This is a genomic window from Bradyrhizobium sp. 139 (assembly GCF_023074175.1).
Lineage (GTDB): Bacteria > Pseudomonadota > Alphaproteobacteria > Rhizobiales > Xanthobacteraceae > Bradyrhizobium.
The window spans coordinates 97,076-113,346 of sequence record NZ_JADPKS010000074.1 but is presented as its reverse complement, the minus strand read 5'-3'; the positions used below and the strand labels follow the sequence as shown (position 1 = coordinate 113,346).

General features: G+C 64.7%; 12 protein-coding genes and 1 pseudogene. 5 read left to right on the top strand and 8 right to left on the bottom strand.

From position 1 onward, the window contains the following. Positions 1 to 193: pseudogene (locus IVA80_RS18385) on the top strand (GDP-L-fucose synthase); the annotation flags it as partial. Between the two features lie 68 nt (positions 194 to 261). On the opposite strand, the gene IVA80_RS18380 reads toward IVA80_RS18385, so the two are convergent. Then, on the bottom strand, positions 262 to 1,485 hold the full coding sequence (locus IVA80_RS18380) for an AMP-binding protein (protein WP_247433108.1): 1,224 nt from the start codon (positions 1,483 to 1,485) through the stop codon (positions 262 to 264). 86 nt (positions 1,486 to 1,571) lie between these two features. Between IVA80_RS18380 and IVA80_RS18375 the strand changes: the two genes are divergently transcribed. Further along, a complete protein-coding gene (locus tag IVA80_RS18375; protein WP_247433106.1) occupies positions 1,572 to 2,723 on the top strand; it encodes an AGE family epimerase/isomerase in 1,152 nt (383 codons plus the stop codon). Positions 2,724 to 2,788: 65 nt separating this feature from the next. On the opposite strand, the gene IVA80_RS18370 is transcribed toward IVA80_RS18375, so the two are convergent. The 4 genes from IVA80_RS18370 to IVA80_RS18355 all read right to left on the bottom strand — a co-directional run bounded on the left by IVA80_RS18370 (position 2,789) and on the right by IVA80_RS18355 (position 7,072). Continuing rightward, positions 2,789 to 3,628 (bottom strand): ABC transporter ATP-binding protein, encoded by an 840-nt coding sequence (locus IVA80_RS18370; RefSeq protein WP_247433103.1) that lies wholly within the window; start codon positions 3,626 to 3,628, stop codon positions 2,789 to 2,791. A gap of 144 nt (positions 3,629 to 3,772) precedes the next feature. Continuing rightward, the gene (locus IVA80_RS18365; RefSeq protein WP_247433101.1) at positions 3,773 to 5,056 is read right to left on the bottom strand and encodes an ABC transporter substrate-binding protein; all 1,284 of its coding nucleotides are present in this window, start codon (positions 5,054 to 5,056) and stop codon (positions 3,773 to 3,775) included. A gap of 45 nt (positions 5,057 to 5,101) precedes the next feature. Then, positions 5,102 to 6,175 (bottom strand): branched-chain amino acid ABC transporter permease, encoded by a 1,074-nt coding sequence (locus tag IVA80_RS18360; protein ID WP_247433098.1) that lies wholly within the window; start codon positions 6,173 to 6,175, stop codon positions 5,102 to 5,104. A gap of 3 nt (positions 6,176 to 6,178) precedes the next feature. Continuing rightward, positions 6,179 to 7,072, bottom strand: coding sequence for a branched-chain amino acid ABC transporter permease (locus tag IVA80_RS18355; protein WP_247433095.1), 894 nt, complete (start codon positions 7,070 to 7,072; stop codon positions 6,179 to 6,181). A 103-nt stretch (positions 7,073 to 7,175) separates the two neighbouring features. On the opposite strand from IVA80_RS18355, the gene IVA80_RS18350 reads away from it, so the two are divergent. Continuing rightward, positions 7,176 to 7,541, top strand: a complete 366-nt coding sequence (locus IVA80_RS18350; protein WP_247433092.1) for an endonuclease domain-containing protein — start codon at positions 7,176 to 7,178, stop codon at positions 7,539 to 7,541. Positions 7,542 to 7,609: 68 nt separating this feature from the next. On the opposite strand, the gene IVA80_RS18345 is transcribed toward IVA80_RS18350, so the two are convergent. Beyond that, on the bottom strand, positions 7,610 to 9,541 hold the full coding sequence (locus IVA80_RS18345; RefSeq protein ID WP_247433088.1) for a long-chain fatty acid--CoA ligase: 1,932 nt from the start codon (positions 9,539 to 9,541) through the stop codon (positions 7,610 to 7,612). Continuing rightward, on the bottom strand, positions 9,538 to 10,359 hold the full coding sequence (locus IVA80_RS18340) for an ABC transporter ATP-binding protein (RefSeq protein WP_247433085.1): 822 nt from the start codon (positions 10,357 to 10,359) through the stop codon (positions 9,538 to 9,540). The genes IVA80_RS18345 and IVA80_RS18340 overlap by 4 nt, the downstream gene beginning before the upstream one ends. A 337-nt stretch (positions 10,360 to 10,696) precedes the next feature. Here IVA80_RS18340 and IVA80_RS18335 point away from each other — a divergent pair, with 337 nt between their 5' ends. Beyond that, a complete protein-coding gene (locus IVA80_RS18335; protein WP_247433083.1) occupies positions 10,697 to 11,371 on the top strand; it encodes a Crp/Fnr family transcriptional regulator in 675 nt (224 codons plus the stop codon). A 13-nt stretch (positions 11,372 to 11,384) separates the two neighbouring features. Here the strand turns inward: IVA80_RS18335 and IVA80_RS18330 are convergent, their stop codons facing one another. After that, complete coding sequence (locus IVA80_RS18330; protein ID WP_247433123.1) at positions 11,385 to 12,647, bottom strand: MFS transporter; 1,263 nt, start codon at positions 12,645 to 12,647, stop codon at positions 11,385 to 11,387. Between the two features lie 298 nt (positions 12,648 to 12,945). On the opposite strand from IVA80_RS18330, the gene IVA80_RS18325 reads away from it, so the two are divergent. Further along, the gene (locus IVA80_RS18325) at positions 12,946 to 16,269 is read left to right on the top strand and encodes an adenylate/guanylate cyclase domain-containing protein (RefSeq protein WP_247433080.1); all 3,324 of its coding nucleotides are present in this window, start codon (positions 12,946 to 12,948) and stop codon (positions 16,267 to 16,269) included. Positions 16,270 to 16,271: the final 2 nt, after the last annotated feature.

Genomic DNA, 16,271 nt, shown 5'->3' with positions numbered 1-16,271 from the left:
CGCGCGGGTCGTGGCTGACGTCGTCGGTTACGGCGGCGAAATCACCTTCGACACCTCGCGTCCCGATGGAACGCCGCGCAAGCTGCTCGATGTCAGCCGCCTGGCAAGGCTCGGCTGGCGCGCGACGACCTCGCTAGAGGACGGCCAGCGACGCGGTTATGAAGCGTATCGCCGCTCGATCGAACATTCCTGAGGCGGAAATTCGCGACGGGCTCGAGGCGGCCTTGTCGCATTGTCACGGAGCCTGGCTTGCGGAGCGGCTCACCGTTCGTCCGCGATCACCTTGCCGTCGTTCGGCAGCGTACCCGGGCTGACCAACTCGACCGCGCCGCCGAGTTTCGTCAGCGTGCGCAGGCTGGCGACGATCTCCTCGTGAAGGGAATCGCTTGGTGAGGGCGTCTCAGCCCTTAGCGTCATCGCGTCGGTCTCGCCCTGGCGCGTGACGACGAGGCGCAGCCGGCCGAGCGCGGGATGGCGCTTGCCGATCTCGGCGACCTGCTCGGGTCGGACGAACATGCCCTTGACCTTGGTGGTCTGGTCGGCGCGGCCCATCCAGCCCTTGATGCGCATGTTGGTGCGCCCGCATTTGCTCGGCCCCGGCAACGCCGCGGTGAGGTCGCCGAGCGCGAGGCGGATCCAGGGATGGTGCGGGTCGAGCGAGGTCACCACGATCTCGCCGACGTCGCCCGGCGCGACGGGATCGCCGGTGCCGGGCTTGACGATCTCCATGATCAAATCCTCATTCACGACCATGCCGTCGCGCGCGTCGGTCTCGAAAGCGATGAGGCCGAGGTCGGCGGTGCCGAAGGCCTGGTAGGCGTCGATGCCGCGCGCCTTGATCTCGGCCTGGAGCGAGGGCGGGAAGGCCGCACCCGAGACCAGCGCGCGCTTGATTGAGGAGATGTCGCGATTCGCGCGCGCCGCGGCGTCGAGCAGGATCTTTAGGAAGTCCGGTGTGCCGCTGTAGCCGACGGGACGGTAGGCCTCGATCAGCTCGAACTGCTGCTCGGCATTGCCGGGGCCGGCCGGGATCACGGCGCAGCCGAGCGCGCGCGCCGAGGAATCGAAGATGAAGCCGCCGGGGGTGAGGTGATAGCTGAAGGTGTTGAGCACGATGTCATCGGGGCGGAACCCGGCCGCGAACAGCGCCCGCGCGCCGCGCCAGGGATCGGCCTGGCGTCCCTCCGGCTCGAAGATCGGGCCGGGGGAGGTGAAGAGGCGGGCGAACGTGCCCGGGGGCGTCGCCACGAAGCCGCCGAAGGGCGTGGAGGCATTGTGCAGGGCCGGCAGTTCCGACTTGCGTAGCACCGGCAGGCCCGCCAGCGCCGCCCTGGAGGTCACCGCGGCCGGATCGACGCCTTTCAGCCGCTCGGCATAGGCGGGCGCGGCCATCGCGCCGCGCAGCACGTCCGGCAGGCGGGAGAACAGCTCCGCCTCGCGCACGGCCTGTTCGCGCGTCTCGAGGGCGTCGTAATGGGCGGTCATGGCTGGTCTTTCCGGGTTGGCATCCGTTGCACGCCGCCGCCGGCATGGGTATCAGACGGCCATTGGCGAGGCATGAAGGGGACGCGATGGCGGACGAGGGACTCATTGCGGCGGACGAGGCGGCCGGCGTCGTCGCACGCCTGAAGTGCCGCATGATTGATGCGGCGCTGCCGCTGTGGTCGACCGTCGGCTGGGACCACGCCGCAGGCGGTTTCATCGATCGGCTGCACCTTGACGGCACGGCTGATAGGGCCGCTCCGCGGCGGGTGTTCGTGCAGGCGCGCCAGATCTGGTGCTTCGCCAAGGCGGCGCAGATGGGCTGGTATCCTGAGGGGCGCGCCATCGCGCTGAAGGGATTGGAGCATCTGCTGGCCAAAGCGAAGGCGCCCGACGGCCGGCCCGGCTACGTACACCGGCTGACGCCGCAGGGGGCGGTGCTGGATGCGCGGCGCGACGCCTACGACCACGCCTTCGTCCTGTTTGCGCTGGCGGCCGTCTACGCGCTCGACCAGGACGCGCAAATTCGCGTCGAGATCGACGCGCTGCTCGCGTTCCTCGACGGCCATCTGCGCTCGCCGCATGGCGGCGTGCATGAAGGCCTGCCGGTCTCGCTGCCGCGCCGGCAGAACCCGCACATGCATCTGTTCGAGGCGATGATCGCCTGCTTCGACGCGACCCACGATCTGTCGTTTCAGAACCGCGCCGGCGAATTCTTCGCGCTGTTCCTCGCCAATCTCTACGACAAGCAGAAGCGGATCCTGACGGAGTATTTCGAGGAGGACTGGTCCAAGATCGAGCCGGTCAGCGTCGAGCCCGGCCATCAGGCGGAGTGGGTCTGGCTGCTGAAAGGGTTTGAACGCATCACGGGTTGCCCGACCGGGCAGAGGCGTGCCGAACTGCTGTCGACCGCGCTGCGCTATCGCGAAGCGGCGACCGGCTGCCTCATCGACGAGGGGGACGACGCCGGCAACATCCGCCGCAGCACGCGGCGGCTGTGGCCGCAGACCGAGATGGCGAAGGCGTGGATCGCGCAGGCCGAGTCCGGCGAGTCCGGTGCGGCGGATGAGGCGCGCGCGGCGCTGATGCGGCTCGAACGGCATTATCTCAGCCATCCCGTGAAGGGCGGCTGGTACGACCAGTTCGATCGCGACGGCAAATCGCTGGTCGACACCATTCCTGCGTCGTCGTTCTATCATGTTCTCTGCGCAGTCACCGAAGCGGAGCAGGTGCTGGAGTAAGAGTCTCTTGTTTTGACGCGTTTTCTTCACGCGAACCGGTTCCCACTTCGCTCGAAAACGCTGTGTCAAAGCCAGCGCTTGCGCCGCTTGAAGCTTTTGAGGTTCTTGAAGCTCTTGCGCTGATCGCCGGCACCGCCGAGGTAGAACTCCTTGACGTCCTCGTTGTCGCGCAATTCGTCCGCGGTGCCGTCGAGCACGACCTTGCCCTGCTCCATGATGTAGCCGTGGCTCGCCACCGACAGCGCGGCGCGGGCGTTCTGCTCGACCAGCAGGATGGTGACGCCGAGGTCGCGGTTGATCTTCTGGATGATCGAGAACACCTCTTTCACCAGCAGCGGCGACAGGCCCATCGAGGGCTCGTCCATTAAAATCATCTTCGGGCGCGCCATCAGCGCGCGGCCGATCGCAAGCATCTGCTGCTCGCCGCCGGAGAGATAGCCGGCAAGGCCGGTGCGCTCCTTCAGGCGCGGGAAATAGTTGAAGACCATGTCGAGATCGGCATCGACCTCGCGATCCCTGCGGGTGAAGGCGCCGAGCCTGAGGTTTTCGAGCGACGTCATGTCGGCGACGATGCGCCGGCCCTCCATCACCTGGAAGATGCCGCGGCGTACGATCTTGTCGGGATCGATGCCGGCGATGGCGGAGCCCTCGAACAGGATCTCGCCGCGCGTGACCTCGCCGTCCTCGGTCTTGAGCAGCCCCGAGATCGCCTTCAGCGTGGTCGACTTGCCGGCGCCGTTGGCGCCAAGCAGCGCCACGATCGCGCCCTTGGGTACGTCGAGGCTGAGGCCGCGCAGCACCAGGATGACGTCGTCATAGACGACCTCGATGTTGCGCACGCTGAGAAGGGGAGGGGCGGGCACGACGGTGGGAGGGGAGCGGGTCGCTTCAATGGTTTGGGACATGCGTCTTCATTCTCCGCTGTCGTCACCCGCGTCGGCGGGTGACCCAGTATTCCAGAGGCGCCTGACGTTCCCCGAGAGGCTGCGGCGTACTGGATCCCCCGCTTTCGCGGGGGATGACAGTTGTGTGTGAGGTGAACGCAGGGCTCACCACCCCAGCAGTTCCGGTTTGCGCGGCAGCTCGACGGTCTTGACCTTCTCGAGCTTGATCGCGCCCTTGGCCATGAGGTCGTTGAGGTCGCCGTCGGTCGCGCCTGCGATCTTGGTGCGATAGAGATCGACCTTCAGCGTGCCGCGGTGGTCCTTGTCGGTCCAGGTCGAGGGATTGCATACGCCTTCCATCCCGGCCGGAACCCAGTCCTTCTTCTGGTAGAAGCCCTTGGCGACGTTATCGCCGCTGGCGCCGCCGTTCCTGACGGCCCAGTCGAGCGCTTCCTTCATGTAGAGCGCCGAGCAGACGGCGGCGATGTAGTGCACCGGGCGATAAACCTTGCCGGTGGGATCGGACATCTTGGAGATCTCCATCACCGTCTTCATGCCGGGTGCATCGCCGCCCCAACTCACCGCGGTGCGCAGCGGGAAGATCACGCCGTTGGCGGCGTCTCCGGCCGTCTTGGCGGCGTTCTCGTCCATACCCCAGACATTGCCCAGGAACTGGATGTCGACGCCTGCGGTCTTGCACGCCTTCATCACCGAGATGTTCGAGGCCGCGGTGTTGCCGAGATAGGCGTAGTTGGCGCCCGACGATTTCAGGCTGAGGCACTGCGCGCTGTAGTCGCCAGGTGCCAGCGCGAATACCAGCGGCGGTAGCACCTCGAAGCCGAGCTCCTGCGCCATGGCTTCGCCGGCGGCCTTCGGTGCGTTCGGATAGGGGTGGTTGGCGCCCATGTGCACGAATTTCGGCTTGCCGGGCTTGCCCTTGGCCTTCCAGTCCTCGGCCGCCCACATCAGCATCGCGCGCAGCGAGTCCGAATAGCTCGGGCCGTAGAAGAAATTGTAGGGCGCGGGTTTTGCCTTGCCACTCGCGCCTTCGGGGTCGGTAAGCGCGGCGGCGTAGGAGCCCGACATGTCCGGGATCTTGTCCTGTGCGAGGAAGCCGGTCAGCGCTTCGGTGTCCGCGGTGCCCCAGCCCATGATCGCCGCGACCTTGCTGTCCGGCGCCGACCATTTCTTGTAGAGCGCGATCGCGCGCGGCACCTGATAACCGTAATCGTTGGTATCGACGTTGAGCTGCTTGCCGCCGACGCCGCCGTTCTTGTTGACCCAGGCGAAGGTGTCGGCGACGGCCTGTCCGTAGGGCGTGCCGACGTCGGAGGTGCCGCCGGAATAATCGGCGAGATGGCCGATCGCGATCTGGGCCTGCGCGCTCGCCGAGAATGCGGCGATCGCCAGCGCGAGCGATGCGGTGCTCAAAAGGGATTTTGTCTTCATTGGTTGCCTCCTCCTGTTTTTTCGTTGGTAGAGAGTTGCCCGTGCTCAATGCGAGAACGGGTAGAGTTTCCAATACGCCTTGATCTGTCGCCAGCGATGGGCGAGCCCGTCCGGCTCGAACATCAGGAACGCGATGATGATCACCCCGATTGCGATCTCGCGCAGGAAGGTGATGTTGTTGTTGAGCGACAGCGCCTTGTCGATCGCGCCGCCCTTCAGATGGATGCTGAGGAATTCCATCGTCTCAGGCAGCAGCACCACGAAGGCGGTGCCCATCAGCGTGCCCATGATCGAGCCGGTGCCGCCGATGATGATCATGGCCAGGAACAGGATCGAGCGCTCGATGCCGAAACCTTCCTGCGAGACCACGAGCTGGTAGTGCGCATAGAGCGCGCCGGCGATGCCGGCGAAGAAGGCGGCGAGGCCGAACGACAGCGTGCGGTACTTGGTGAGGTTGATGCCCATGATTTCCGCAGAGAGATAATGGTCGCGGATCGCCACCAGCGCACGGCCGTCGCGCGTGCGCATCAAATTGGTGACGAGGACGTAGCTTGCGATCACGTACGCCAGCACGACATAGAAATATTGCCGGTCGCCGCGCAGGGTGAAGCCGAAGATCGAAAACGGATTGGCGCTGGCCGGCACCGAGCCGCCGGTGAACCACTCCGCGCGGGAGAAGAAGTCGAGCAGGATGTATTGCGCCGCCAGCGTTGCGATGACGAGGTAGAGCCCCTTCAGTCGCGCCGCCGGGATGCCGAAGATCAGCCCGACCAGCGCGGTGACGATGCCCGCGAGCGGGATCGCGAAGAACACCGGGATCGGCGCGTTGTTGGAGATGTAGGCTGAGGTGAAGGCACCCAGCAGGAAGAAGGCGGCGTGGCCGATCGAGATCTGCCCCGTGAAGCCGACCAGGATGTTGAGGCCGAGCGCCGCGATCGAGAAGATGCCGATCTGGATCAGGATGCTGAGCCAGTACCCGCCAAGGAATTGCGGCACGAGGCAGAGCAACAGCACGCCGATGATCGCAAAATTGCGGCTGGTCGTGGTCGGGAAGATCGTGGTGTCCGCCGCGTAAGAGGTGCGGAAATCACCAGCAGGGATGAGGGCAGGACCGGCCATGGATCAGATCCGCTCGATGTCGTGGGTGCCGAACAGGCCATAGGGCTTGATCATTAGCACGATGATGAGGACGTAGAACGGTGCGATCTCGTAGAGATTGCCCCAGTGCAGATACTCGCTGTCGACATATTGCGCGATGTTCTCGAGCAAGCCGATGATAATGCCGCCGAGAACGGCGCCGCCAACGGAATCGAGCCCGCCGAGGATCGCCGCCGGGAACACCTTGATGCCGTAGCCCGCAAGACCCGAGGACACGCCATTGACGACCGCGACCACCACGCCCGCGACCGCTGACACGGTCGCAGAGATCGCCCAGGCCATCGCGAACACGCTTTTGACCGAGATTCCGAGCGATTGCGCGACCTGCTGGTTGAACGCGGTGGCGCGCATCGCAAGGCCGTATTTGGAGGCGCGGAAGAACCAGGCCATGCCGATCATCATCGCGACCGACACCACAAGACTCATGACATAGACGGTCTGGATCTGAAGGCCGAACAGGCTGACCGACTGACTCTCGAACACGCGCGGGAACGGCTGCGGGTTGACGCCGAACATCCATTTCAGTGTGGCCTGGAGCACGGTCGAGAGGCCGATCGTCACCATGATCACCGAGATGATCGGTTCGCCGATCATCGGTCTGAGGATCAGGACCTGGATCGCAATGCCGAATACGAACATGAACACCAGCGTCATCGGCATGCCGATCCAGAACGGCACCTGGTATTTGGCGAGCAAAGTCCAGCACACCCAGGCGCCGACCAGCAACAGCTCGCCCTGCGCGAAATTGACGACCTGGCTGGCCTTGTAGATCAGCACAAACGACATCGCGACGACGCCGTAAAGCGTGCCGACCACGAGGCCGTTGACCAGGAGCTGGATGAGGAAGGCGGTGTTCATGCTATGCTATCCTTCGCCTCTCCCCGCTTGCGGGGAGAGGCCGACGCGCGCCGAGCGATGCGAAGCATCGTCTGGAGCGCGGCGGGTGAGGGGGAGCTTCCGCATGCGAGGTGCCAATGAGTCCAAAACTGAGCGCGCAAGAAACTTGCGAGCCACTTTGACGGATGCGGAAGGAACGCTCTGGTATCGTCTGCGCGCGCGCAGGCTGAATGGTTATAAGTTTGTTCGACAAGAACCGATCGGACCGTACACTGTAGACTTCATCTGTCGTGAGGCTCGCCTTATCATCGAAGTGGATGGCGGGCAGCATGCGGGCAACCAACGCGATCTCGTTCGCGACAAATGGCTCGCCGACCGCAACTACCGGGTCTTGCGCTTCTGGAACAACGACGTGTCCCGCAACTTGGCTGGCGTCCTCGAAACCATTGTCACCGCCCTTGCGGAGGCTCCCCCTCACCCGGATCGCTGACGCGCTCCGGCCTCTCCCCGCAAGCGGGGAGAGGCGAAGAGCAGCAGCGGGTGCAACGGCAGACTGTGTCACTCCGCCGCCTCCGCAATGTGCCTGTGCCCGCCCAGATCCACCACGCGCAGCGTGGTTCGCACGCGTTGCGTTGTGCCGTCCTGGAAGCGGATCACGGTGTCGACGGGGATGTCGGCTTCGCCGCGGTAGATCGCGTCGATGATGCCGGCGTATTTCTCATTGATGACGCTGCGGCGCACTTTTCGGGTGCGGGTGAGCTCGCCGTCGTCGGCGTCGAGTTCCTTGTAGAGCAGCAGGAAGCGCGAGATGCGCTGGGCCGGCGGCAGCGTGGCGTTGACGGTCTCGACCTCGTTGCGGAGCAAGGCATAGACCTCCGGCCGCGAGGCGAGATCGCTGTAGGTCGTGAACGAGAGCCGGTTCTTCTCGGCCCATTTCGAGATGATGGAGTAGCGGATGCAGATCATCGCCGCGAGCGCGTCGCGGCCGTCGCCTAGCACCACGGCCTCCGCGATGTAGGGCGAGAACTTCAGCTTGTTCTCGATAAACTGCGGCGAGAAGCGCTCGCCGCGCGAGGTCTCGGCGAGATCCTTGATGCGGTCGATGACGACGAGCTGCTTGTTGTCGTTGAAATAGCCGGCGTCCCCCGACAGCATCCAGCCGTCCCTGATGTCGGCAACGCTCGCCTCCGGGTTCTTATAATAGCCGAGGAACATGTTGGGGTGCCGTACCACGATCTCGCCAACGCCGTGAACGTCGGCATTGTCGATCCGGATCTCGACGCTGTCGGCCATCGGCACGCCGGTAGTATCGGGGTCGACCTTGCCCTCGGGATGCAGCGTGTAGGCCCCTAACAGTTCCGTCTGGCCGTAGAGCGTGCGCAGCGGCACGCCCATGGCCTGGAAGAACTTGAACGTCTCGGGCCCGAGCGCCGCGCCCCCGGTCGCCGCCGAGCGCAGCCGGGTGAAGCCGAGGCGGTCGCGCAGCGCGCGGAAAAGGATCGCATCGGCAAAGCCCGAGCGCTTGCCGTCTGCGAGCGCGGTGAGGCCGCTTGTCATGCCGATGTCGAACAGGCGCTGCTTGAACGGCGTTGCGTCCATCACCTTTGCCCGGACGTCGGCGGCGATGGATTCCCAGACGCGCGGCGCAAACAGCACGAAGGTCGGCGCGATTTCGCGCAGATCGTTCATCATCGTCTCGGGCTCTTCGACGAAGTTGATCTTCATCCGGCAGAGCAAGCCTTTGCCGAGCACATAGACCTGCTCCATGATCCACGGTAGCGGCAGCACAGAGACGTATTCGTCGTCCGGCCCCTTCGGATCGAAGGCGAGATAGGTTGCGCAATGGCCGAGCACGCGGCCGGCGGCGAGCATGGCGAGTTTCGGGTGCGAGGTGGTGCCCGACGTGGTGCAGAGAATCGCGACATCCTCGCCTTTGGTGGCATCGACGAGGCGATCGTAGAGCTCCGGCTCACGCCTGGCGCGGAGGCGGCCGAGTTCGGCGAACTCTTCCGCCGACATCAGTCGCGGATCGTCATATTTCCGCATCCCGCGCGGATCGGAATAGATAATGTGCTTCAGCCTCGGCACGCGTTCGGCAAGCACAAGCATTTTGTCGACCTGCTCTTCGTCCTCGGCGAAAACGAGCTGTGCCTCGCCATAGTTGAGGAGATAGGAGGCTTCCTCGTCCAGAACGTCGCGATAGAGCCCGAGGCTCAACCCGCCGATGGCGTGGGTCGCCACTTCCGCCGCGACCCAGTCCGGCCGGTTGTCGCCGATGATACCGATGACGTCGCTGCGGCCGAGGCCGAGCTCGACGAGGCCGAGCGCGAAATCGCGCACGCGCGTCTGATACTCGTTCCAGGTGAACGGGCGCCACAGCCCAAGATCCTTCTCGCGCAGCGCGATCTCGCTGCCGTGCTCCCTGGCGTTCAGCCGCAGCATCTTCGGATAGGTGTCGGCCTGCGCGACGCGGCCTGCGTAGTCCATCATGCCGCGCTCTCCTGCGCCGGCGGGGCATCGTCGGGATCGACCAGCACCTCATCCTCCTCGCCGAGATAGGCGCGCCTGACATGGGGATCGGCGAGGACCGCGGCCGGATCGCCCTCGGCGATCTTGCGGCCGAAATCCAGCACCGTGACACGGTGGGAGATGTCCATCACCACGCCCATGTCGTGCTCGATCATCACCACCGTCATCCCGAACTCCTCGTTGAGATCGACGATATAGCGGGCCATGTCCTCCTTCTCCTCGAAATTCATGCCGGCCATCGGCTCGTCGAGCAGAATGAGGCGCGGCTCCAGCGCCATGGCACGGGCGAGCTCCACGCGCTTGCGCAGGCCGTAGGAGAGCGTGCCGGCTTGCGCCTTTCGCACCGACTGGAGATCGAGGAAGTCGATGATCTCCTCGACCTTGCGGCGATGGTCGAGCTCTTCCTTGCGTGCGCCGGTGAGCCAGTACAGCGATCCCGTGAGGAAATTGTTATTCAAGAGGTGATGGCGCCCGACCATGATGTTGTCGAGCACGCTCATGTGGTGGAACAGGGCCAGATTCTGGAAGGTGCGGCCGATGCCGAGCGAGGCGCGCGCGTTGGGCGTCAGGCCGGTGATATCGCGGCCCTGATAGATCAGCTGGCCTTCGGTCGGCTTGTAGCGGCCGGAAATACAGTTCACGATCGAGGTCTTGCCGGCGCCGTTGGGGCCGATGATCGAGAACAGCTCGCCCTCATTGATGGCGAAGCTGACGTCGGTCAGCGCACGGACGCCGCCGAATCGCAAGGACACGCCGCGCACTTCGAGACTGGTAGCCACCAAACAAATCCCTCCCGGTGATGGCGCATTCAGCGGCGCTCTTCGTCCGTTCCTGTCGGGCGATCCTAGTACGGCCGTGCCGGTGAGGCCATGCAGCAGATGGTCTCGACCGGAGCCGCGCCACTTTCGTTCCCGATCGGGTCAAAAGCCGCATCGTCCAAGGTGGTCCTCAATAGGGGAAAGCGCTATTTTGAAATGTCTCCCGCCTGACAATTCTGCGACAAAGTTTTTTCAGGCGGGAGCGGCCTTCATCTTTCGTCGGATGGCAGGTGAAGCAATCGTGCTGCAATGCAGCAGAGAGATTGGGTGACGGAACGGTGCGGCTGGCTTCGGGATCATGATTTCAGAGGATCAACTGAAGCGCGTCGCCGCCTGGTCACGCGAGCTCACGCAAGCGGAGATCGAGGTCGCGCGCGCCGGGATCACCGAGCGGTCCTACGGCACCGGCGAGACCGTGTTCATGCGCGGCGATACGTTCGGCTATTGGGCCGGCATGGTCTTCGGCCTTGCCCGGATGGGCGGGGTCTCGCGTGACGGCAAGGAGACGAGCCTTGCAGGGCTGACGGCCGGCGCCTGGTTCGGCGAGGGCAGCGTGCTCAAGAACGAGCCGCGCCGCTACGATGTGGTCGCACTGCGCGACAGCCGCGTCGCGCTGATGGAGCGCAGCGCCTTCATGTGGCTGTTCGAGAACAGCGTCGGCTTCAACCGCTTCCTGGTGCGCCAGCTCAACGAGCGGCTCGGCCAGTTCATCGGCATGCTCGAGGTCAACCGCACGCTGGATGCCACCGCGCGCCTCGCCCGCAGTATCGCCTCGCTGTTCAACCCGATCCTCTATCCGGAATCCACCGCACATCTGGAGATCACCCAGGAGGAGATCGGGGCGCTCTCCGGCATGTCCCGCCAGAATGCTAACCGCGCGCTGAACCGCCTGGAAAAAGAGGGGCTGCTGCGGCTCGAATATGGCGGCGTCACCATCCTCGATGTTGAAAAGCTCCGCGGGTATGGCGACTAAGGCAGCTCTGCGGTCATCGCGCATTGGCCGGGGCGTGCACCGGCCAGAGGTCGGCGCGCCAGCGCACCGCGATCGCCATCATTGCGATGAATCCTGATGCGGCATAGAGCGAACCCGTCGCGGAATAGCCGATGATGTCGATCAGGCTGCCGGCCGCGAGCAATCCGAGCGGCAGACCGTAAATCACCATCATGCGCACGCCCATGACGCGGCCGCGAAGGTGTGCGCTGGCCGTCCGCATCAGGATCACGGCCGCTGATATCATCGACATGCTCTGGGCGATACCGGCGAGTACGAGGCAGGCCATCGCCACTGGCATGGTCCTGATCTCGACGAACACCAGCAGCATGGCGTACCAGGCCAGTGTCGCGCCGATCAGAAGCCGGGCAATGCGCAGTCCGCTGACGAGGCTGAGCGTGATGGAGCCGATCAGCGAGCCGACGGCGAAGCTTGCCGACAGATAACCGAGACCGGTCTGGTCGGTTTGAAAGATGTCTCGCGCGATGTAGGGCAGCAATCCGCCGGTGAAAGGAAATGCGGTGAGATTGGCCAGGAAGGCGACGCACAGCGCCGCGCGCATGCCCGGGCCGTTCCAGGCGCAGACGATCCCTTCCTTCAGGTCGTCCAGCAATCTCGAAACAGCGCGGCTGTTCGCCGGGAGATGAGTTGTGGCGACGAGCTTTTCCGACCGGGTCAGGCAGAGCATGAGAAGCGCGGCCACGAGGTAGAGGCAGGCGATCGTCACATAGACGAGGCCAATGCCGAGAACGGCGAACAGCCCGGCGCCGGTCAATGCGCCGGCGATGCGGGCGCTGTCCTGGGTCGTGCGTGCAACGCTGATGGCGCCCACCAGTTGCTCGGCCGGCATGATGTCGGCAAGCAGCGCACCCCGGACGCCGAGATCGGAGGGACGAATCAGGCCCATGATCGCGACGATGATCATGACCCTGAGCGGCGACAGGTGACCGCTCAGCGCCAGAACCATGATGGTTGACGAGAGCACCGTATAGGCAAGCCGCATCGCGACCAGGAGATCGCGATGACCCATGCGGTCGCCGATCATACCGAACACCGGCGCGACCAGGGTCCCGACGAACTGGAGCGACGCAAGCACGGTGAGCAGCAGCACCGAGCCTGTCTCGACCAGAATGTACCAGCCGAGCACCAACGTCTCCACCTCGAACGCCCACGAGGTGAGCAGATCGGACGGCCACTGGAAGCGATAATTGCGGATGCGGAATGGGGCGAGCGCGGAAGGCCGCGCGGCTGCGCTCAAGACGCGATGACGCGTGTCACGGCGATTCCCTGCCATTGTTGTTTCTTCTTCTGCGCGAACGTAGCGCCGGAGATGCCCGTGTCAATTGGCGCCACCGCGTGCCGCCATGCTTGCCGACGGCGTGCCATGCGCCAGTGCACCCGCGGCATCGCAGCGCTGTTCAACCTGTTGCGGGGAGGGGGTAGACCAGCCGCCGCTTGCTCTTCCGCCTCGCTGAGCCCATTCTGGTCCACATCGTGGGCCCATTCGATATGGCCCAGCAGATCGCACCATCGCGGCTTCCGCGAGGTCTTCAGCCATGAAGTGCTCGGGTTGCGGTTTCGAGGTCCAGAGCGGTTTTGCCTTCTGCCCGAAATGCGGCACGAAGCAGCCGAACGCGTGCCCTGGCTGCGGCTTTCCATGCGCACCGGATTTCGCCTATTGCCCGAAATGCGGCGCCCTCGTCTGTGAGGTCCCCATACGCGGCGGGCAGACATCGGCGCGGACGAGCCCGACGGCGATCCCGATCCGGTCCTCCTCTTCGCCGCTCGTGCCGACAGCCGAGGCTCAAGCCGCATTTCGATCCCATTCAGACAAGATCGACAGCGAGGCGAATCGCCGCACCATCACCGTGCTGTTTGCCGACCTCAGCGGCTTCACTGCGATGAGCGAGCGGCTCGACCCCGAGGTCATGCAGACGCTTCAGAACGAATTGTTCGAGGAGTTGACGGCCGCTGTGCAAAGCTTTGGCGGCTTCGTGGACAAATTCATCGGCGATGCGCTGCTTGCTCTGTTTGGTGCGCCGGCGGCGCACGAGGACGACCCGGAGCGGGCGGTCCGCGCTGCCCTCGACATGATCGGCCGGACGGTGCGCCTCAGCGAACGCGCGAAGGTGTATGCCGGTTCGCCGCTGCTGCTTCATGTGGGCATCAACACTGGGCACGTCGTCGCGGGCGGGCTCGGTGTGGGCGTTGCCAAATCCTATTCGGTGACCGGCGATACGGTGAATACTGCCCAGCGATTGCAGTCGATGGCGGCTCCGGGCGAGGTGCTGGTCGGGCCGTTGACCCACCGTCTGACGCGGCATGCGTTCTCCTATGACTCGCTTGGCGAGGTCTCGCTCAAGGGGAAGATGGGCAGCGTGCTGGTCCACCGTCTGAAGGAGCCGCTCGACACGCCCCGTGCGGCACGGGGCCTCGACACGCTGGGCCTCAGTGCGCCCCTGATCGGGCGCGACGCCGAGCTTGCGCGCGTGATCGGCAGCCTCGATCGCGCATGCGGCGGCGCGGCGCAACTGGTGCGACTGGTCGGCGAAGCAGGCATCGGCAAAACGCGCCTGGTGAACGAATTCGTGGCCCGCATCCGCGATGAAGAGCGCTTCGCCGGCATGGCGATCCGGCAGGCCGTCTGCTCGCCGCTCGGCGAACAATCCTACGGCACGCTCGCTGCGGTGCTGCGCAGCGCCTATGGTATCGCGCAAAAGGCCAGCACCGCGGAGGCCGAGGCCAGGCTGGCCGAAGCACTGTCAGATCTTGGCCTCGCGGCCGAAGAGGCAGAGCGGCTGATGCCGCTCTATGTCCACGTTCTCGGCCTCGGCGGCCCGGTCGCCGTGCTGCAGCATGTCGAGCCCGAACAGCTCCGGCGGCAGATATTTTTTGCGATCCGGACCGTCTTCGAACGGCGTCTGACCTTATCGCCGCTTCTGATCATTGTCGAGGATCTGCACTGGGCCGATGCCGTGTCTCTCGAAGCGCTGCGGTTCCTGATGGATCGACTGGAGCGCACGCGGCTGATGCTGTTGTTTACGCATCGGCCAATGCTGGAACTGGATCAGTTCGGTTCGGGTCGGATCAGCCACACAACCCTTCGATTGCCTCCGCTTAATGATGCTGACGGACAGAAGCTGCTCGCGGCCTATTTCAGTCACGGTTGGCGCGAGCCGCCGGGAAATCTGTTCAGTCGAATCCTGGAGCGCGCGAGCGGCAATCCACTTTTCCTTGAGGAAATCATCCGCGGTCTCATCGAAGCTGGCGCCTTGACGCGTGACGGCTCGCAGTGGCGGATAAAGTCGGATGAAGCCGCCGCCGAGATCCCGGCGAGCATTCAGGCGCTGTTGCTGGCGCGCCTGGACCGGCTGCCGCATGAGGTGCGCCGGCTGGCCCAGGAGGCCGCGGTGATCGGCCCGCGCCTCGACGTGGCTCTGCTCAGTGCGACGGCAACCGGCGGGGCCGAGGTCGAAGCGGGGCTCGAACTTCTCTGCGATGCCGAGATCGTCGAAGAGGTCGCCGGCGCAAATTCCATTTCGCTGCGATCCTACCGTTTCACGCAAACCATGCTTCAGGACGTGATCTATCAAAATCTGCTCTTGCAGCGGCGGATCGAGCTCCATGGGCGCATTGGTGCCGCGCTGGAGCGGCTCTATGGCAGCGAGCCCGAACGGCTCGAAGACCTGATCCTGCTCGGACATCACTTCAGCCTCAGCGCACGCAAGCCGAAAGGTGCGCGCTATCTGCGCGCGGCCGGCGATCGCGCACGCGCGACCTATGCCAATGATGATGCCATCCGTCTCTACCAGCAGGCCCTCGCCGTGTTGTTGTCGAGCGGCGAATGCGAGCCGGAGCGCCTGGTTCTGTATGAGCGGATCGCGGACCTCTGTGGCGCGGCCGGCCGCCGCAACACGGCTGAGGAGCACTACCAGAGTGCGCTGGAGGGGCACCGCGCCGCAGCGGACCGCATCGGCGAAGCGCGAATTCTTCGCAAGCTTGGCCGGTTGTTATGGGACGCCGGCAAGCGGATCAAGGCAGAGACGCATTACGCCGAGGCGGCAGAACTGCTTGGAGGGACCGATGCGCCCATCGACTGGGCGCATCTCCTGCAGGAGCGCGGCCGTCTTGCCTTTCGCATGGGCGATCACGTGGCCGCCGCAAAATGGGCGGACGAGGCGCTTGGCTATGCCCGATCCGTGCCAGCGGACGCGGATGAACAAGCCGGACTCGAGGCGGCGCGCGCCATTGCCGAGGCCCTCAACACCAAGGCGGTCGCACTGGCGCGGCTTGGACGACACCAGGAAGCGGTGCGCGAAGTGGAGCAAAGTGTCGCAGCAGCCGAAGCCGCCGGCCTACTCAACGTGGCCTGCCGCGGCTACACCAATCTCAGCGTGCTCTATACGATTGTCGACCCGGCGCAGGCCATGGAGGTTTGTTGGCGTGGACTGGACGTCGCGCGTCGTATCGGCGATCTCGGGTTCCAGGCGCGCCTTCTTGCCAATTTTGCCGTTGCCTGTTGCACCTTCACGGATAAATGCACCGATGAAGGTGTGCCGGCTGCCGAAAAGGCGATCGAGATCGATCGTGCGCTCGATCAGCGCGAGCATCTCCCGGTGCCGCTGATCGTGCTCGGGCAAATCCATCAATGCCATTTCCGGCCCGATCAGGCCGCCCGCTGCTACAATGAGGCCATCGAGGTCGCAAGCGAAAGCGGCGAGCCGCAGCAGCTCTTTCCATGCTATGATGGTCTCGCGACGCTGAACCTTGATCGCGGCAACATGCCCGAGGCCGAGCGGTATTTCGCACTGGCGGATGACGTCTGCACCAGGCACGGGCTTGATCCCGCCGGATTGATCGTACTGCCATTTCTTGACTAAGC